Origin of the sequence: Bacillus cereus group sp. BfR-BA-01523 (genome assembly GCF_022662615.1) — a bacterium.
Taxonomy (GTDB): domain Bacteria; phylum Bacillota; class Bacilli; order Bacillales; family Bacillaceae_G; genus Bacillus_A; species Bacillus_A mycoides.
The window spans coordinates 1-19497 of the sequence record NZ_JAKUDX010000001.1 but is presented as its reverse complement, the minus strand read 5'-3'; the positions used below and the strand labels follow the sequence as shown (position 1 = coordinate 19497).

Below are 19497 nucleotides of genomic sequence, written 5' to 3'. Positions count from 1 at the left end.
CTTCTGTTTTGTTTGTATACAGTACAGCGGAAAGTTTGTTTTTTACCTATCTATGCTTCAATTCTTTAAGAATCGGTTTGACTATTAGATACAATTTATTACAACAAACTATTAAAATCTCAAATAACTTCCTACCCTATTTTGATTTTTTCAAACACAAAAATTCATTACTTTAAGAATGAAAACAATAGATGTAGTAAAAAATCATCTTGTTTTATTATATCTATTGTTTAAAAGTCAGGAGAGATAAAATGAACAAAATAAAAATGAGGAATTTTTTTAAAATTAGTATCCTTACTTGTTTCACACTAGCAAGTTTAAGTACACCATCTACTATTTTTGCTGATAGTCATCCAGGTTATTCCTATGAATCCAATATAGGCTATCAAAACCCAGCATGGATGTCGAAAGTAGCAGATTCAACAAAATTGAGTGAAATATCTATTCCAGGGACTCACGGTACAATGGCTTTACATGGAGCAAGTTTTCTTGATGAAAATTTGACAAGAAATCAAACTATGAGTCTACCACAACAATTAAATTCCGGAATTCGATATGTAGATATGCGTGTTAAACGTGTAAAAGATTCTTTTGCAATGTACCATGGGATTGTAAATCAAAAAGCAATGTTTGAAGATGTATTAAAAGAGGCAATTCAATTTTTAAAAGATCATCCTACAGAAACAATTTTAATGCGCTTAAAAGAAGAAACTACTCCTGAAAGTGGCTCACTATCATTCGGGGAAATACTTAATAAATACAAAGACCTTAATTATTCCTATTTTTGGGATCCGAGTTCTGTACCAACTTCAAAAAGAAATAACCCTACTCTAGGAGACATCCGAGGGAAAATTGTAATCTTACAAAACTTTACAGCCTCTCAGCAATATGGTATTAATTACGATAGCTTAAATATACAAGATACATTTGAAATTGAAAACGGACCAGACGGAATGTATGAAAAATGGAATGCGGTGAGAACTCACCTTCAAAATGCAAATAATAATTTTAACAATGATAAAATCTATCTTAACCATTTTAGTGGCACAGGTGGTGCTGCTGCATTATTAAATAATGTTTATCCTTGGTTTGTTGCAAGTGGTAAAGAGAGCAGAAATACTGATAGTAACCCCAAGATGATTCAAAAAGCTACAACTAATGCGTGGGAAGATTTCCCTCGTGATATAAATGGTCAAGTATTTTATGGTGGAATGAATACACTTGGGACCGAACTCTTGCAACAAGGTGGAATTAAACATTCTGGTATTATCGCAGCTGATTTTCCTGGTCCAGGTTTAATTGATAGTATCATTAAATTAAATGGTATACATTCGAATGAAAAAGAAATATTAATTTCGCAAACTTCATCCGAATCTAGCCCTTTATCCGGACAACAAAATCGATCCAGTCAAAACTTTAAAATTAATAGTTTACCTGTAGGTACTAAGGAATTAAAATGGATTATTGAACCTTCAGAAAAAGATCATCCTTCTTCTATCTCTTTCAATGTAATGATTGACGTTTCCCTAGGTACAGATTCTACTCGTTGGAAAAATATTTCACATGGATCTAGGACTGAAGCTTATACGAATACTAAATATTATATTGCAAGCCCACTTGGTGCCACTAACAAATTTACAGTGAAAATATACGCTATTACAAATTAAAAAATAAAGAATCCCAATGGAATTCCTTTTTGATGGAATACCATTGGGGTTCTTTAATAATTTCATTTCGTATATATTGGGATGAAGAGTAAAAATTGCACCCCTGTTCCGGTATTGCACATAGAATAAGTGATAACTACCCTTTTCCACTTATCATTTATTTAAAACTGGCTTCCAAAGCGATAGTGCAAAAATCCAATTTGGATCGCCGTTCCCTTGATAACTTTGAATCGCTTCATACACTTTTCCCTCATGTACTACTTTATCACCTTTATTGTATGCTTTTCTTGCATCCCATTTTTCATAAGTAGAGTCCTCTAGTTTTGTTGCTACAGTTAAAACATCACTTCTACTAGACTCATTTCCAGCTAAATCAACCGCCGTCACTACATATTTATACGATGTATTAGTTTTTAAATCTTTATCCATAAAGGATGTATTATCCGCTGTCCCAATTTTATTCATAACCCCAGTGCTTTCTCTATATACAACATAATGATCAACACCTACATTATCTTCAGACGCACCCCACATCAAATCAACAGTTGTCGCTGTTGTACCCATACTATGTAATCCTTTTGGTTGAGTCGGAGCCTCTTTATCTGGAATTTCATTTGTTGTCTTAGCCTTTAGTTTTTCACTTTCTTTTGATATGTTTCCAGCAGCGTCTAATGCCTTTATTGTATAGGTATATTCCGTATTTGCTTTTAATTTTTTATCAGTAAAAGTTGTACCTAGTACCGTACCAATTACTTCTCCATTACGTAACACTTGATATTCTTTTACGCCTATATTATCAGTAGAGGCCTTCCATGTTAGTTCAACACTATTGGCAGAAACTTTAGACGCATTTAATCCCGTTGGTTGACTTGGAGCTACTGTGTCGGGAGTTTCATTATTTACTAAATTCACATCAATTACGTTATAAAACGCATTTGACGTATCTGCTACATCCCATACAGCTAAAATAACATGATAACCATTGCGATCAGTTGGTACATTAATTGTATGTGTTAAATTATTTGATGCTGCCGAACCGTCATGATTCACAGTTCCAATTGGTTCTAATTCAGCACGTGTTAATGGTTTATTAGGATCCCATCCCTTTTTTGTAATGTAATAATGCCATTTACTTGTAGAATGTGCCGCTGTGTATTTCCATGTAAATGTATTTGCTCCCCCCTTTATTGTGTTTTTGAACCAGCGATTTGATGTTTGTTGGTCAAGAATCCCTCCAAACAATCCTCCTGCCGAAGCAATTTTCCCATCAATCGGTCCACCATCAGGGAATCCTTTAGGTGCTTCTAGACTTTGAGGTTCGTACATTACATTTCCACAATTTAAATTTAATGCTCCATAATTCTGATTACATAAAGCAGCACGACTACTCGGCTTTTCAACAAACCCATGTGCATATGCACTTTGAGGAATCATTGTAATTACCGTCACCCCTGCAGCTAAAACACAAGCACCAATTCCTTTTTTACTTTTTCTTAATCTTTCTAACTTAGATGTTAATTTCAAATTCATACTTGTCCCCCCAATATATTGTTTACGCTAATATAATAGCAATATAGGGATAAACGAACAAATCACCTACTAATATATTAATAGTTCAATAACATAAACACATTTAGTTTATTTATTAACCTAATATGGGGCTAAATTAAGCAAATTAATTCTATTTTGTAACATTATGTAGTAAAGAGTTTATAAAAAACCAATAAAGATTCACAAAAAATCCAAATATCGATTACTTAATTTTTTACAACCACACCCCACACGATAACTACATTATTAAGCAGGTTTCATGATTTATTACATTCTCTCGCCACCTGACAAAATCAGATCAAAAACATATCCCTGCATATTATCAATTAGTTTAACCACATCTGGATTTTTATCGTTGCTCAGCGACCAATTAATTGACACCATTGCGTTTGCTGTATACAACTGAGCTACAAAGTCAATCGGCACACTTACTTCAACCTGCTGCTCTTTCAAATAGGAATAGCAGGCATTATATAAAATGGATTCTAATTCTAAACGTAAATCCGCTGAGGGAACACGTACATGGAGTAAAGTTGCAACCTCTTTTTTTCGCGCTGAGATCTTATCGGTTATCATATTAATAGCTTGAGCCACATTTCCATTCTCTATTAATGCGAAACGAAATTCAATTTCTTCCTTGAACCAGCAGACATAATTTTGCACTAATTTTTCCAAAAGATCATATTTATCTGCAAAATGGCTGTAAAATGTGGACTTACTCACCATAGCATGTATGCAAATATCTTTAGTTGTAATTCGCCCAAACTCTTTTTCGTTCAAGAGGGTAATAAGTGTATTAGAAATATTTTTCTTCGTTTTATAAACGCGAACATCCTCTCCCATTAATAATCAATCTCCTTCCCAAAGTTGCTTATCAAACCATTTATATCCTTATGGTTCGATTTCGTACTTCTTACCCTTTCCTGCTTGTTGTTTCTTTAATATACTTCTCTTATCCTTACCTTGTAGTCAAATATAAGGAGGGATTTTATGTTTAAACAGTATGTAAACAACGAACAGTTCAATTTGCAAATTAACCGTTTTTTCAACGATTTCTATCAAGACGATGAGCGGGCAAATCAGGATTTGCAAGCCATCATCCCAAGACTTACAGACACGGACAGCTGGTATAAAACTTGGATAGAATATGCAGCAATGCGGGAGCATCAGAAAGACTTCGATCTGGCTTCGGTTTATTATCAGGCTGCCGAGTTTTATATGGAATCATCCAATCCAAAAAAAGAAAAAGTGTACCAAAAATACCGTGAAACTTTTTATAAGGGCTTTCATGACTTTGAGTATGAAACCTATCAAATTCCTTATGAAGATTCCTATCTTCCTGCAATTAAATTCATGACACCAGGCGCATGTAATACACTACTTTTCTTTGGAGGCTACGATTCCTACATGGAGGAAATGATGAAGATGATGAACTACCTCATAGGAATCAATTATAATATTATAGTTTTTGATGGACCTGGACAAGGAACAGCACTGAAAAACGGCTTAAAATTCATCCACAACTGGGAGAAGCCCGTTTCCACAGTCATTGACTATTTCGAACTTGACCGTGTTAGTATTCTCGGAGCTTCTTGGGGTGGCTACTTAGCAATGCGTGCCGCCGCTTTTGAAAAACGAATCGACAAAGTCATCGCCTTTAATATTTTTTATAGTGGCCTTGATGCACTCAAGATGCGCATGACGGATAATATCTGGAATAAATTGACCATGCTTCTGGCTACTAATGAAGCTGACAAAATTAATACCATGTTTAAACAAATGATGGCCACCAGCATCGACCTGAACTGGAAAGTTAAAAAAGGTATGGAAAATACAGGTGAAAAAACGCCATTTAACTTACTTAAAAACTTTGAAAAACATACGATGGCAGGAATCGGTCAGTTCATAAATCAAGAAGTATTGCTCCTGGCTGGTGAAGACGATCAGTACGTTCCAATTAGCCGATTACCGCAAATCGAATCGGAGCTATGTAATGCAGCCTCCATCACTTCTGTAGTTTTCACTAAGAAAACTGGTGGTGAACAACATTGTCAGGCTGGTCATCGTCACTTAGCTTTTGATGAAATTAAAAGATTTTTGCGACATAAATTATATTGAGAAATATGAAGCGTTTTAGCACTTTCAAAATTTTTCTTTTATTAGCACATTAGAACATGGTGACATTCTTGCCCTTCTTATAGTGTTCATGGTGACCATCGTGTCACTACTCAAAAAGACTGATATTATTTTCATAAAAGAAATCCCCCACGTATTTGTGGGGGATTATTCTGCGTTTTACTTATAATGAAATATGTGAAGTTTTGTTTATTTACAAACCTAAAATTCCAACAATCTGACTCGCCTTTAGATTAGTAATATAATAGTACATCTCTAAACCCTTTTTTTCAGCCTTTAGCACCTTACCCCTCATTTTCGATAAATGTTGGGAAACAGTGGATTGTGGAATTTTTAAAAGCTTCGTCAATTGTGTAACATTACATTTTTTATACTGAATTAACTCGTTTATAATTTGCAATCGAATTGGATGTGCCATTATTTTTAACATATCTACATCCTCTTCAGTTATTACACTCTTTTTCATTTCACTTTTATACATTGTCATAAGAAATTCTCCTTTATTATCCGTGCATTTCCGCACGTCTTTTAATTAGAAGTATATTCTAAAATTATTACGGTTTAATATTCTTACTTTTTGGTATATTGAAGTTTATATTTTCAAAATAATATAATTCCAGAAACGCCTTACACACATATTGTAAAATTCCAATATTCGATTCATATGAACTTAATATACGGTTTAAATGAATCTCACTTCACTATGGAGACACTGTTGAAACTTTACTTCAATAACTCTGTAGGAAACTTATAAACAACTAAAAAAGGACACACCTATAGCATATGTATGCGTAGGTGTGTCCTTTTCTAAGATAAATTTTAGAGTATTAACTTCTTTTTATCACATCGTATAAGATAACTATTTAAATTTCAAAATATATAGTATAGAATAGGAACATTCGCTATATTTATGTATGAAAGGATTTTCGGAAATGGACTTGTTGCAAATCAAGAAAATGGAAAATTTAATTTGGACTATTGAACATAGTAGTGACCTCTCAAAAAGGTTTTATATAATAAAATTTTTTGATAGAGAAAATACAATTAAGCCAATTGAAACATTAGAATTTGGAAATAGAAATATCGACAAATTTAAATGGGTGTTTATTAATATATTTCCAAGGGTAGTAACAACTTATGTCCCTTCCACTGGAAGGAAACCTGATGAATCATTAATAGATACAACTAGAGAAAACAGTAAAGAATCACTTATTTTACAAGGAATACGAACCTACACCAAGTTTTGGTCATGTTAACCCCCACCCTTCTATAGCAGCAAATATAATTTTGCATAAAATGTGTTTTTTTGAGTTAAGGTGAATTCTATATGTAAATTCTTCTGAGAGTTTCATTCACATTGTATTGTTCGTTATTTGAAGAACAAGGAGTTTTTTATAATATACGATATATCAATTTTTAAAATGTATGCTTATACTTATTTTTTTAGGCATTTTATTCTCTTAAGAGCATCCACGCAAATACATGCTCTTAAGAAAATAAAAGTAGTACGCATGAGATTGAATGAATATTAAATAAAACACTTTGGATCTGGAACTTACCTTACACTTTGTTTTATATACATAAAAGAAGAGTAGAATATCCTTTTTTATTTTTAGATTTGCCTACTAACACTTCAAACAATCTATCAGGACGTTAAGTAGTGAATAATTCAATTTAAGGGGATTTTTTTAGTCTCTACTAATTTAGCAGAAAATTCAGTTCCACATTTAACCTTTCTAAATTCTAGATGATTAAATCCTTGATTAGCGCCTCATCGGTTGAATCAAAAAGGGGACGCACTTTAATACACCTAGTCCAACAAACGTAAATATTACTCCTACCAAATCTAACAAAAAAATTTGAGTAGCCCCCTATTTATTGCACTAATTATAACTAGAGCTAGCCCTTTCCTTTTCTTTAAATTCCTACTTTAACTAGACCATACGGACGTTAAGTGATATGAGGTTCATTTTATAATGGGGGAAATTTTCACCTTTTCTAAACAACTTATTATATTATTTTTATCTAATAAGGCACAGAAACAAATTAAAAAACTTTAGTGCTCCTGAGAAAAAATCTCTTGAGGAAAAACGTTTTTAGGGTGAAACGTTTTTCAGGGTACTTTTATACTGACTCTTTTCCTTAAAATGTTTCTGTACCTAATATTTAAATTAACTTATGTCAAAATATTTCGCAATACAAATACTAAATGCTACATGGATATATAGAAAATGACACTTTTTATGAGCATACCCCATCAAATACTTATATTAAATATAGAAAGTCACCTTAATATTATTAAATTTGTTAAATTAAATAATGAAAATGGAGAATACTAACTTTATAATTGTCACAATTTAATATATATATCTACTCTTTTATTACTCGTAAAAATCATTTGATAATTCCTTCAATATTAATTTATGAAATGCAGAGACCATCTAAAGCAACAATTTTCTTACATTAGATTGTTTTTCTATTTAATTTATTTTGTCGAAAAAAGTCGATATTTTTATATTTTTTTCATTTAATTATTGTACATTTGCACATTTAATGTTAGGATTATGCCTATTCAAATTAGATCCTATTGATTCCTCTTTAAGATTTCTTTATTTTATTTGTGAAAATTAGTTACTTTCTAGTAAATTCCCAGCAATAATACAGCAAACTACACTAATAATAATTCTAAAATTATATTTTCACCTCGTAAATTCATAAAAAGGAATTTAAGTCAAACTATATTTTCTATCTGTGTATATTCATTCTTTATTCAAACATGATTAATTATAAGTTCTAACTCGTTAATCAAATTTAAATAACAATTTTGATTCTAAAATAAGTTCAAAATCAAAATAAATATATTGTTATTTCAAAATAATGTTGTAAACTATCTTTAGAATGGAAAGATTTATGTAACAGCGTGTTAAGGGGTTACAGGGGGAATAAAAATGAGAAATTTTTTCGATGACAGGTATAAAAATATTGAATTAAAAAGGAGACTATTAAATATAATTAGTGAAATTAGTGAATTAAAAGGAAAATTAGCTGCTTATCAGGAACAAAATCCTGATATATTTACTAGCTTAGAAAAAACCATACCACTTCATTACATAAAAAACTTTACTACTACCTATGAAGATATAAAAGTCCCAAATAAAAGATTAAAAGAACTTATTTTAGATGATATAGTACCTCAAAATATTTCGGAAGATGCTATCTTTTGTTTTTATCAAACACTTACTTTTGTACATAAGAATTCCTGTGATTTATTAATCAATCCAGAGACTATACAGGAATTACATTTTCAATTAATACATTACATTACCTCTGACAGTGCCAAATGGCGCGAAAAACCGTTTACTATTCCAGGTATTCCTGAAAACGGAATGCACTTAAATAGTTACCGCATTCTTCCACATGAGCTTATTCCACAAGTAATGGAACAATTATGTGATCAATATAACTCATTAAATTCTAGTAAGGTCCATCATTCACTTTTATTAATAGCTCGTTTTATATTTAATTTTTATTGCATAGTCCCTTTTAATCAGGGTAACGGCAGATTGGCACTTATGTTAATGCAATTGCTATTAATTAAGAGTGGAAATACATTTGTAAAATATGTATGTCTGGATAAATACATTAAGAAAAATGAATCTGAATATTACAATTCGATTTATAAATCTTCGGTAAATTGGTACTGCGAGGAACATAATAGTAGCTTTTGGTTAAAAACGTTTTTAACTATTATATTAGAGGCGTACAAAGATCTTCATAATACAGTTCTAGATTCTATATGTAAGCATACTAAAGTGGAGAGAATTCAGGATTTTATCCTTAAACAAAAACAACCCTTTACTAAGGAGTGTATTCGTAACACATATCCAGACATAGCAGAGAGTACAATCAGTAAGGCTTTAAATTCCTTGCAATTGTTTGGCCATATTAAGCTAGTGACAAAAGGAAGAAATGCTAGTTGGATTAAAGTTTAACTATACTTGTAAAACACTTACAGTTCAAAAAAGAAAATTATAACTTTATCATTTAAATTCATGCCTTTGGACTCTTATTCATTGAATTTCACTTTAATATATTAAGCTATTATTACTAATTTAGTTATTTCTAATTCCTACAAAACGTTTTATAGGAATATTTGTCGAAAAAAGTCGCATTTTAATATTTTTTCTTTATTTTCTGGTTGTAAACGTTTTATTTTCATGTTACCATCTTAATCAAACAATAGATGGTAATAAAAATGAAAATATTTCTTTCCCTTAGAAACATATAAACGTACGGTCATATCAAGAAAATAAGGCCAAAGAAATATTTGATACCTATCCAAATTACCAATAGGAATTTTGCCGCATTAACTTTCTGTTATTTCAGAATAAAACTTCACATTTTGTCCCTAAACAAAATTTGTTAGCGCGCAAAATTCAAATACACTAAAACAACCAAATAAATGAAATGTCCTTTTTTATTGAGCATTGAGGTATGAAAAAATAATTCTTCCTACAAAATTCAACTGAGTAACATAAAGACATCTAAATTACTACTTTTATCGCCATCTATTGTTGACAACATATTTACCAACTATTAAAAAGAACCTATCAAGGGTTCTTTTTTATTATAATCATTCAAATTTCACTTCTATCTTGATACTTAGATTTCTACACAAATTACATCTACTTTTTTACTCTCAATTATTGAATTTATAATATAGTACTTCAATTTTAGTTATTCTTGATCTCCATCCGTTTAAATTAGTGAATAAAATTCAAACATATAAAAATAATAACTACAACTAATCGTTATATATTAAAGAGGTGTCAATTTTGTCCTTAAATGAAAAGACCCTAGAAACAAAGACAGATAAAGCCATTGAAAAAATCCAAACCAGTAACTTAAAAGAACTTAAAAATACATTAGATAACATCTTTAATATTAGTGCAGATTTGATTGAACATCCTTTGCAATTAAAAACAAACACGAATATTTTACTATATTATTTTGAAGGCCTTACAGATGGTGTTGCATTAAAAGGAAATGTTGTTACACCATTATTACAAGAAGTGAATGAAGACAGTCAAATATTTAATTCTAATATTATTGCTACTCATACCAAAATAGTATATACGTGGAATGAAATTAAAGAAGGATTACTTGAGGGACAATGTGTACTGTTTATGGAAGGAGAAAAGAGGTCCCTTCTAATAAATACAAAAGGCTGGGCAGAAAGAGCGATTCAAGAACCCATTTCAGAAGTTACTATTAAAGGCTCACATGATGGGTTTATTGAGAATGCCACAAAAAACATAGGCTTAATTCGTCGATATATTCCTTCTACTGAATTGAAAATTAAAAAAATGAAAATTGGAGAACGCGCTACTTCTTTAGTCTATTTAATTTACTTAGGGGATGTAGCAAACGAAGATGTGGTCCAAGAAATAGAAACTAGAATCTGTAAAATTAAAACGGATGCGGTATTGAGCATTGGAGAACTATCTAATTTTACAAAGGATCAAAATTGGACTCCTTTTCCACAAGCTTATTTAAGTGAACGCCCAGATGCCATTTCTAATCATATACTTGATGGAAAAGTGGCAGTGTTAATTGATAGATCTCCTGGTGCGATGATTGTCCCAATGAATTTAATTGGATTTTTTCAGACTCCAGATGATTATAATATACATTGGCTCATTGCATCATTTTTTCGCTTATTACGATTTGCAGGATTTATTATAGCTATTTTTTTACCCGCAATTTATATTGCTATAGTCTCTTTTCACTTTGAAATCATTCCTTTAGATCTATACACTTCTATTGCAACGTCAAGAGTTAAAGTCCCTTTCTCTCCTTTATTGGAAGCTTTTATAATGGAAATCACACTAGAAATGCTACGTGAAGCTGGTATTCGCTTACCACAACCAATTGGACAAACAATTGGAATTGTTGGAGGGATTGTAATTGGGCAGGCGGCTGTTCAAGCTGGGCTTGTGAGTAACGTTATGGTTATTATCGTATCTATTACCGCCATTGCATCATTTATTGTTTCTAATTATGATTTATCAAGTTGTATTCGGCTTATTCGTTTTCCAATGATGTTATTAGCCTATTTTTATGGGATTGTAGGTATTGTTAGTGGATTAATGCTCTTATTTGCTCATTTTGTTTCATTAACTTCCTATGGTTCACCATATGGATTGCCAATTGCACCATTTCGTCTCCAAGAGTTAAAAGATTCTTTTGTAAGATTTCCTATTTCCATGATCACGACCCGCTCGAGTACAGGACAGCCGAAACAAAAAAAGAAAAAAGAAGGTGGTTCGCATGGGGAATCTTAAATTTCAAAACATAACTTTATTTGAATTTATTGTTTTCATCCATTCACTGCAACTTGCATCAGGTATGTTAATTATGCCAAGCCCACTTGCTACTACCGCTGGCACAGATGGCTGGATTTCTATCATTCTGGGATGGATGGTTACTTCTATAATTGGCGTATTTATTGTATTAATGTTACAAAAAAGTCCTAGCAAAAATTTCTCACAGATTTTAAAAACATACTTTGGTAAATGGCTAGGAACAATTTTTCTTCTTTTATATGCCTTTTATCTATTTTTTGCTGGTTTTAATACTTTATTAAAGGCAACTGACATTATAAAAGTGTGGATATTCCCTTCCACTCCTGCTTTTCAAATCGCCATATTATTACTATTGCCTTTTATTATTTTATCATTGAGTGGGATAAGGGCTCTTACTAGTTATTCTATGCTTGTTTTCTTCTTCACTGCTTGGATGCCACTATTTCTTCTGTTTTCATTAAAGAGTAACTACAATCCTTTACACCTACTACCTATTTTTAAAGATGGCATATCCCCTATTATAAAGGCAACAAAAGAAACAATTACCCCTTATGCTGGCTTAGAAATTGCATATTTTATTTATCCGTTCTTACAAAAAAAACAAAAAGCCATAAAAGGAATACTAATAGCGAATACTGGAACCATGTTTTTCTATCTATATGTGACTATTCTTTCTTATATATACTTTAGTCCGGAGGGGATAAAAGACGTAATTTGGCCAGTATTTCATTTGTTAAAAGGGGTTCGTTTTTCATTCATAGAACGATTAGAAATTATATATATCGCTTACTATTTGATTGTATTTTCCACTACAATATATCCGTATTTATTTTTCAGTTTTGAATCTGTGACCATTTTACTTCAAAAAAATGCTCGCAATTGGGTGCTCGTTAGTTTTATGTTTTTAATAGTCGGCTTATTTATTTTTCTAAATCCCGACGTGGATCAATATTTGTTTATATATTCTCTTATGGATATCTTAAATATCATTTTTTTTATTCTATTACCAATCTTTTTTTTCGCATACAGCATTCTTTTCACTTGGTTAACTAGGAGGAAACAACTTTGATTCGAAAATGGATATGGATTGTAACTTGTTGTGTATGTTTAATCGGTTGTAGTCAAAGAATCCCTCTTGAACAGGTTTCATTAATCCTGTTAATCGCCTTAGATAGAACTTCTAATGGAGACATAAAAGTGGGCACAAGCATACCACTCTTTCATCATAAACAGCAAAGAAGTACTATAGAGCAATGGACGCGGGCATCCACTGTATATAATGGATTCAGTAAAATAGATACGAAGTTAACGGGCTATATGACAGCCTCAAAAGCTGAAATCATTTTAATTGGGAAAAAATTGGCCCAAGAAGCAAATTGGATGCAGGAGCTTGATTCTTCTTACCGTGATCCTTACGCTACCATTAATGCTAAAGTAGTACTTGTTGATGGACCTGTAGAAGAAATTTTCACAATTAATAAGCCCGATAAACCATCACTACCATCTTACATAAGTAGTGTAATCGAATCCTCCATTCAAAATAATCAATCCGTTTCTTCCACGATTCAACAATTAATGAGAGAAAAAAATGAAGAAGGAATGACACAAGCTGTTCCAGTTATAAAAAAAACAAAGAATGAAATCGACACGGTAGGAATTGCACTTTTAGATCGACAAGGTAAATATTTAAGCCGTATCCCTAAAAAAAATGTTAAGTTCTTCAATCTTTTAAATAAGCCCAAAAATAAAGGCCGGATGATACTACACCTTGTGCTTCCACCTAAAAAATCCAGCCAAAAACCAAACACTTCTATATTAATACAGAATGCGACTAGGAAAATAGATGTTAATTTTCAAAAAGGAAAGTTTGTATTTAATTTCGATATAAACGCTAATGTAGCTGTAATAGAAAAAACTAACGCACATTTAATTAAGGAGCATTATGATAATAAAAAAAACATACATAATTTAGAAAATGAGGTTCAAAAAGAAATTAATAAGAAATTACAAAATATGTTGTATGAATTACAAAAGAAGAAAATTGATCCTATCGGATTATCGTTATATGCTAGAGCTTTTCAATATAACGAGTGGAAAAAACTAAAAGGAGATTGGTTGCAAGCGTTAGCAGAGGCTAAAATAACTGTAAAAACACACGTCAAAATAAAAGATACTGGGACCATTAGAAATTAGATTAGCCTATTCTTTTATTTGACAGCATTTCTCAGTCGAATTTCCCTTCCTCAATAATTATGATATAAAAGACGCTAATTCAAAGAAAAATCTTTCGGTTAAATGCTAACCAATAGATTTTTCTTTTTTCTCTAACCAGTTCTTTTAAAAGGGCAACAATTTAACTACGGTAATCAAGTACAAGTTTCTAATTTAAGGGGTTTCGGCTTTTTGAGTTCGTTCGAATATCTTAATTTTAGTTTTATGTACTTTGATAGAATAGATACACATCAGCATATTTGTGCTTAATTTTATCGTTTAATGCTGCTTTAATAAATCATTTTTAGTTTATATATCCCATACTGATAGCAATTGAATTTTATTATTTATCCCCTTAGATTATTTCAAATGATTCTATTTTCTTTCCATTAGACTCTTTTGATATATTTCAAATTTCTTGATTACATGTTGTATAGGGGAGCCCTTCTTTTTTCCACGTAAGAAATCCTCCCTTTAAATTAACTACTTTCTTTATATCAGCTTTTTGTAAAATGCTAGCTGCTATAGCGGAACGTAACCCCGTTCGACATTGTAAAACTATTGGACAATTTTTCGGTACATCATCTATCCGTTCAAGTAGATTACCTAAAGTGATATGTATTGCATCATGAAGATGTCCTTCATCCCACTCTTTTTTACTACGCACATCGATAACCTTTACACTTCCATCTTTTATTAACGGATATAATTCATTTGATGTTTTTTCCTTATAAATCTCTAAACTATGGAATCTTTGAATTACCTTTGAAGGTGCAAAAGCAATAATATTATCTAAGCCAATGGACTCAAAGTCTCTAATAACTTCCTCCACTTTAACATTTTCCGCATCTAAAATTATTAAAGTTTCTTTTTTATAATCTAATATCCCCCCACACCAAGTTGTGAAAGAATTGTTATAAGGTATGTTAATTGACTTCTCGATGTGGCCAGCAGCAAAACACTCTACATCCCTTATATCAACTATTTGCTGAACACCCCTCATCACTTCTTGAAGTTCTTCTATTATATAAATAGCAGTAATCTCTCTCTTCTTACGAGTTGGTGGACCATACTTATTTAAATGCTTCATTAATGGAAAATACTTTGGAGGCTCTGGCTGTCCCGTCAATAAATTCGATATAAAATTATCTTCATCATTACATTGAAACGCCCAATTAAACATCTTTTCATAACCTAATGTGGAAGTTGGAATTGCTCCTAATGCTTTTCCACATGCACTTCCTGCACCATGTGATGGCCATATTTGCAAATAATCGGGGAATATTTTTATTTTTTGTATAGAATCAAATAATTGTTTCGCTCCTATTTTTGCGGTATCTTTAATACCAACAGCAATTTCTAATAAATCGGGTCTACCTATATCTCCTACAAATATAAAATCACCTGTGAATATTCCTATCGGTTTATCATTCATATAATTATTTTGACTTGTATCGGTTACTAAAAAGGAAATACTTTCAGGCGTATGCCCTGGAGTATGAATGACATTGAATTTTATATGACCAACCTTAAACTCTGTTCCCTCTCTAACCAAATTGTATCGGCCCTCGTTAAGATTTTGATATTTCCAATCACTATCTCCTTCATCTGATACATATAAATTTGCATTAAAAAGAAGGGAAAGTTCTCTAGACCCAGATAGAAAATCTGCATGAATATGAGTCTCAGCCGCAGCAATTACTTCCATTCCCTCTTTCTTAGCAAATTCTATATATTGTTCTATATAGCGGCTGGGATCAATAACAATTGCTACGCCTTCCTTCTGACAACCAACTAAATAGGAAGCATGAGCTAATTTTTCATCATAAAAATATTTTAAAAGCATAGCTATTCCCTCCAAATGCTTATTTCAAATTACTTCTCGGTTGTTACAACAACTCCCTATCTTTCCTTATAGAATCCCTTTCAACATTAAATTCCAATACATATAGGGCAACATATACCTTTTAAGTAAAAACATACTATACCGTTCTTTCGCTTGATTAAACGGAAACGTTTCTTGAGGCTCATGTTCATAGTTAAATTCAGCGAGTATAAGACTTTTATATCCTGTAACAATCGGACAGGATGTATACCCATCATAATTAGCCTGCAAGTCTCTTCCATTAAGTACGTCCAAAATATTTTGTTTTAAGACAGGTATTTGTTTTCGAATTGCCGCTCCAGTTTTAGATGTAGGTAAATTGGTACAATCTCCAAGTCCAAAAATATTCTTATATTTTACATGCTGCAAAGTATAAGGACTTATATCTACCCACCCCTGATGATCACTTATCTCACTTTCTTTAATAAAGTTAGGTGGCCCCATTGGTGGAACAACATGTATCATACTATATGGTACTGTTTCTCGTTTCAGTGTTTGCGTATCTTCAAAAATTGCTTCTCTCTTTTCAGCGATAATTTCTACTAAGTTTTTATTATAGTTCGTTATAATTTGCTTTCTTTCTAGTACTTGTTCTAATGTTTCAGCATAACGCGGTACCTGAAATATGTTAGCGTTCGCAGAATAAAACATTACTTCACTTCTGTTTTTCAAACCGCCATTACAAAAATACTCTTCTGCTAAATACATAATTTTTTGTGGGGCGCCACCACATTTAATAGGAGTATTGGGGTGGGTAAAAATCGCATTTCCTCCTTTGAATTTTTCAATTTCTCTCCAAGTAGAATCAACATATTTATAAGAATAATTGCTACAAACCCCATTGGTCCCAATAGACTCCTTTAAGCCTTTAATACCACCCCAATTTATTTGTATACCGGCTGCTACAATAAGAATCTCATATTCAAGTAGCATTCCATCATCTAAAAGTATCTTATTTTCATCTGGGAACAACTTAACGACACTTTTTGGAATCCATGTTGCTCCTTTTGGAATAAGTGATTCTTGATCACGCATCGTACATTCCTTTGAAACAATTCCACCCCCAACTAAACTCCATAGTGGTTGGAAGTAATGTTTTTTAGATGAATCGATAATAGCTATACTTTCTTTCAATAGGGATACATTTCGTAACAAATGTGCAGTAGAAGATAGTCCTGCAGTCCCAGCGCCAATCACAATAATTTTATAATTATCTCTGGTCTTCATTATCCTCTTCCTATCTGAATTTAATTTTTAAGTTAACTAATTATTAGCCTTATTTCATCGTAGTAACAATATTATAAGATAAAAATACTATTATTTTATCTTATTAAAACGAATATTCTGTTAACTTTATCCGTCGACATTACTATATGCGTAAATCCCTTATGTTACTTCTTTAATTTGTTTCAAACTCTACAAACTTTACATTTCTCAATATTAGCCTGTATCCTATCTCACTTTAATGACATTACACTTCTATAGATAATGAAATGCAAGTTTCTTTGGTATGGTTTGTCCATCCTCCTTTTCAGGAGATAGACAAAAACAATCTTATTCCAATAGCTATATTACCTATTCTTTTTTGAATCTTTGTTATAAATATCTATACATGCATTTGAGAACGTCTTTGTTGTTTTTCCAGTCCCTCAATAATGTGAGAATTGCTATTACCATATTTCCCGTAGCCTTTGATTTATAGGGAGCTGAAAATAGTACATACCAACCCGACTGGAATATTGAACACCTCATAACAGGAGATACTTTCTACTTAACTCAACGTTTTGGTAGAGCGCATTTTGGTGCCAAAATGAAGATTTTCAAGGTTCACCCTGACGGTACTTTACAACGCTTTATTACAATTGAACCAGAATTTATTACTACGCCTAAAGGGTTAGAAATTTGGAGAACACCAATTACAAATGTATATACTAAAGGGACATATATTGCAGTAATTAAGTATAACGGAGAATTTACCTACTCAAATCATTTTCAAATTAATTAACTCTTTCCTACTCAGTAGCTAGAATTGATTAATTAGGTAGCTATGAAGAATTAAGATCTTAACCAGCTTTAATTGGATTTTAACTTTTTTAATATAAACACATTTTACTTTTAATAGAAGTAAGTTAACTATTATATCCACCTACTCTTCGTATGCAATATTGCATACGAAGGGCCTTAAATTAAATATTTTGGTATACTATGCATGTGGATTTTTCATCCAAAATTCCACTCAAACGCATATTTATGTATATGCCGACCCTAATTGCTAAAAGTGAGAAGAATGTTATTCATTCTTCTCACTTTTTTTATTTAAAATGTGTGCTTGTACTTAGGTCTTTAGATATTTTACATTTTGAATCTTAATACTAATCCACGTATGTGAATTTCCTTATAAAAATAAACTCCAAAATAGAATTAATCTTCCAAATTCCACCTATGGAGTCAGTTGTTTTCTAAAAAACATTCCAGCGTTTTTATCAATTGATTTTAGAATAGTTAAATAATAATACCATATACAAGCTCTGCATAAATTATTCATTTTCTTTTATATAATACCTACCTTTTTACTTCTGATAAATCATTAAACATTGGATTATATTTCACTTTTATATAAATAAAAGCCAAATAGCCGTTCATAATGAACGACTATTTAGCATCTTACTAATAATTTGAATGTTCTTCATGTTAATCTATTTTGTTTAATCCCGTAGAAGTAACTTGATAGGTTCTTTTTTTACCTATATATTCTTGTTTATTATTCTCAAGGTTAATAAGTGTAGCCCGTGTCTTTTCCTTTACTGCTTCCCCTTCTATATGGGTAAACTCAATATAATCTCCCACTTTGACTGGCACAGTTTGTCTTTCAGCAGTTTGCTGTCTATTTCCCACTATTTCCTTATTGTACACAACACTACCGGATGAATTCTGTACTTTGATACTTGCATACGTATTATTAAAATAAGAATGTGGTACACCTGCTTCTAAATTCACCTGCATTTTCTCTGTTACCCTATTATAATCTACTTTTGCGATTTCTCTATCACTATATCCCTTTAAAGACCAACCAAATTGATTTCCGTCTAAAACCGTTGCTTCTGGCATCTTTTCTACTTTCTTCAGACCTTCTTTTGTAACTTCGTACATTGCTTTTTTTCCAAAGCTCTCTTGTTTACTGTTGTCTACATTTGTGAAAGTAGCTCTATGCACACCTTCTAAATGTGTTAACTCAATATAATCGCCTACTTTAACTGGAACTTTTTGCAATTCAGCATTTTGTTGTTTGTTTCCATAAATGTCTTTCTTGTATACTACTTTCCCTGATGCATTTTGTACTTTAATACTCGCATATGTTTCATTAAAATAATGATGTGGTACGCCTGTTTTTAACTCAACTTGCATTTCTTCTGTCGACTTATTGAAATTGATTTTAGCAAACTCGAAATCACTAATTCCTTTTAGTGACCATGCAAATTGATTTCCATCTAAAATTGTTGCTTCTGGCATTTTTTCTACTTTCTTCAAGCCTTCTTTTGTGACTTCATACATTGCTTTTTTTCCAAAGCTTTCTTGTTTACTGTTGTCTACATTTGTGAAAGTAGCTCTATGCACACCTTCTAAATGTGTTAACTCAATATAATCGCCTACTTTAACTGGAACTTTTTGCAATTCAGCATTT

14 protein-coding genes are annotated in these 19497 nt (G+C 31.7%); 8 read left to right on the top strand and 6 right to left on the bottom strand.

All coding sequences use genetic code 11. The annotated features are described in order from the left end of the window. The first annotated feature begins 251 nt into the window (after window positions 1-251). Window positions 252-1667, top strand: a complete 1416-nt coding sequence (locus tag MR066_RS00070) for a phosphatidylinositol-specific phospholipase C (RefSeq protein ID WP_242245536.1) — start codon at window positions 252-254, stop codon at window positions 1665-1667. Between the two features lie 153 nt (window positions 1668-1820). Here MR066_RS00070 and MR066_RS00065 read toward each other — a convergent pair whose 3' ends face one another. Both MR066_RS00065 and MR066_RS00060 read right to left on the bottom strand, forming a co-directional pair. Then, window positions 1821-3197, bottom strand: a complete 1377-nt coding sequence (locus MR066_RS00065; RefSeq protein ID WP_242245535.1) for a lytic polysaccharide monooxygenase — start codon at window positions 3195-3197, stop codon at window positions 1821-1823. A gap of 288 nt (window positions 3198-3485) precedes the next feature. Beyond that, entirely contained in the window at window positions 3486-4061 is a 576-nt protein-coding gene (locus tag MR066_RS00060) for a TetR/AcrR family transcriptional regulator (RefSeq protein WP_002136431.1), read from the bottom strand. Between the two features lie 147 nt (window positions 4062-4208). Here MR066_RS00060 and MR066_RS00055 point away from each other — a divergent pair, with 147 nt between their 5' ends. Continuing rightward, window positions 4209-5336, top strand: coding sequence for an alpha/beta hydrolase family protein (locus tag MR066_RS00055; RefSeq protein ID WP_061676120.1), 1128 nt, complete (start codon window positions 4209-4211; stop codon window positions 5334-5336). A 211-nt stretch (window positions 5337-5547) separates the two neighbouring features. Here MR066_RS00055 and MR066_RS00050 read toward each other — a convergent pair whose 3' ends face one another. Beyond that, complete coding sequence (locus MR066_RS00050; RefSeq protein ID WP_078179149.1) at window positions 5548-5841, bottom strand: ArsR/SmtB family transcription factor; 294 nt, start codon at window positions 5839-5841, stop codon at window positions 5548-5550. A 445-nt stretch (window positions 5842-6286) separates the two neighbouring features. On the opposite strand from MR066_RS00050, the gene MR066_RS00045 reads away from it, so the two are divergent. From MR066_RS00045 to MR066_RS00025, 5 genes are all read left to right on the top strand, one after another. Beyond that, window positions 6287-6610, top strand: coding sequence for a hypothetical protein (locus MR066_RS00045; protein ID WP_242245534.1), 324 nt, complete (start codon window positions 6287-6289; stop codon window positions 6608-6610). Between the two features lie 1692 nt (window positions 6611-8302). Further along, window positions 8303-9346 (top strand): Fic family protein, encoded by a 1044-nt coding sequence (locus MR066_RS00040; protein WP_242245533.1) that lies wholly within the window; start codon window positions 8303-8305, stop codon window positions 9344-9346. Window positions 9347-10189: 843 nt separating this feature from the next. Continuing rightward, window positions 10190-11698: a spore germination protein gene (locus MR066_RS00035; protein ID WP_242245532.1), complete on the top strand. Its 1509-nt coding sequence runs from the start codon at window positions 10190-10192 to the stop codon at window positions 11696-11698. After that, entirely contained in the window at window positions 11685-12788 is a 1104-nt protein-coding gene (locus tag MR066_RS00030; protein WP_215587825.1) for a GerAB/ArcD/ProY family transporter, read from the top strand. Before MR066_RS00035 ends, MR066_RS00030 begins: the two co-directional genes overlap by 14 nt. After that, window positions 12785-13912 (top strand): Ger(x)C family spore germination protein, encoded by a 1128-nt coding sequence (locus MR066_RS00025; RefSeq protein WP_061676123.1) that lies wholly within the window; start codon window positions 12785-12787, stop codon window positions 13910-13912. Before MR066_RS00030 ends, MR066_RS00025 begins: the two co-directional genes overlap by 4 nt. Before the next feature lie 427 nt (window positions 13913-14339). Here the strand turns inward: MR066_RS00025 and MR066_RS00020 are convergent, their stop codons facing one another. After that, window positions 14340-15776 carry an MBL fold metallo-hydrolase gene (locus MR066_RS00020; RefSeq protein ID WP_215587824.1) on the bottom strand — a complete coding sequence of 479 codons (1437 nt, stop codon included), beginning with the start codon at window positions 15774-15776 and terminating at the stop codon, window positions 14340-14342. A gap of 66 nt (window positions 15777-15842) precedes the next feature. Continuing rightward, on the bottom strand, window positions 15843-17042 hold the full coding sequence (locus tag MR066_RS00015; protein WP_215587823.1) for an NAD(P)/FAD-dependent oxidoreductase: 1200 nt from the start codon (window positions 17040-17042) through the stop codon (window positions 15843-15845). Window positions 17043-17553: 511 nt separating this feature from the next. Here MR066_RS00015 and MR066_RS00010 point away from each other — a divergent pair. Next, window positions 17554-17820 carry a DUF5065 family protein gene (locus MR066_RS00010; protein WP_087944691.1) on the top strand — a complete coding sequence of 89 codons (267 nt, stop codon included), beginning with the start codon at window positions 17554-17556 and terminating at the stop codon, window positions 17818-17820. A gap of 686 nt (window positions 17821-18506) precedes the next feature. Here MR066_RS00010 and MR066_RS00005 read toward each other — a convergent pair. Further along, on the bottom strand, window positions 18507-19497 hold a 991-nt coding region (locus tag MR066_RS00005; protein ID WP_277928890.1), incomplete at its 5' end, for a putative mucin/carbohydrate-binding domain-containing protein.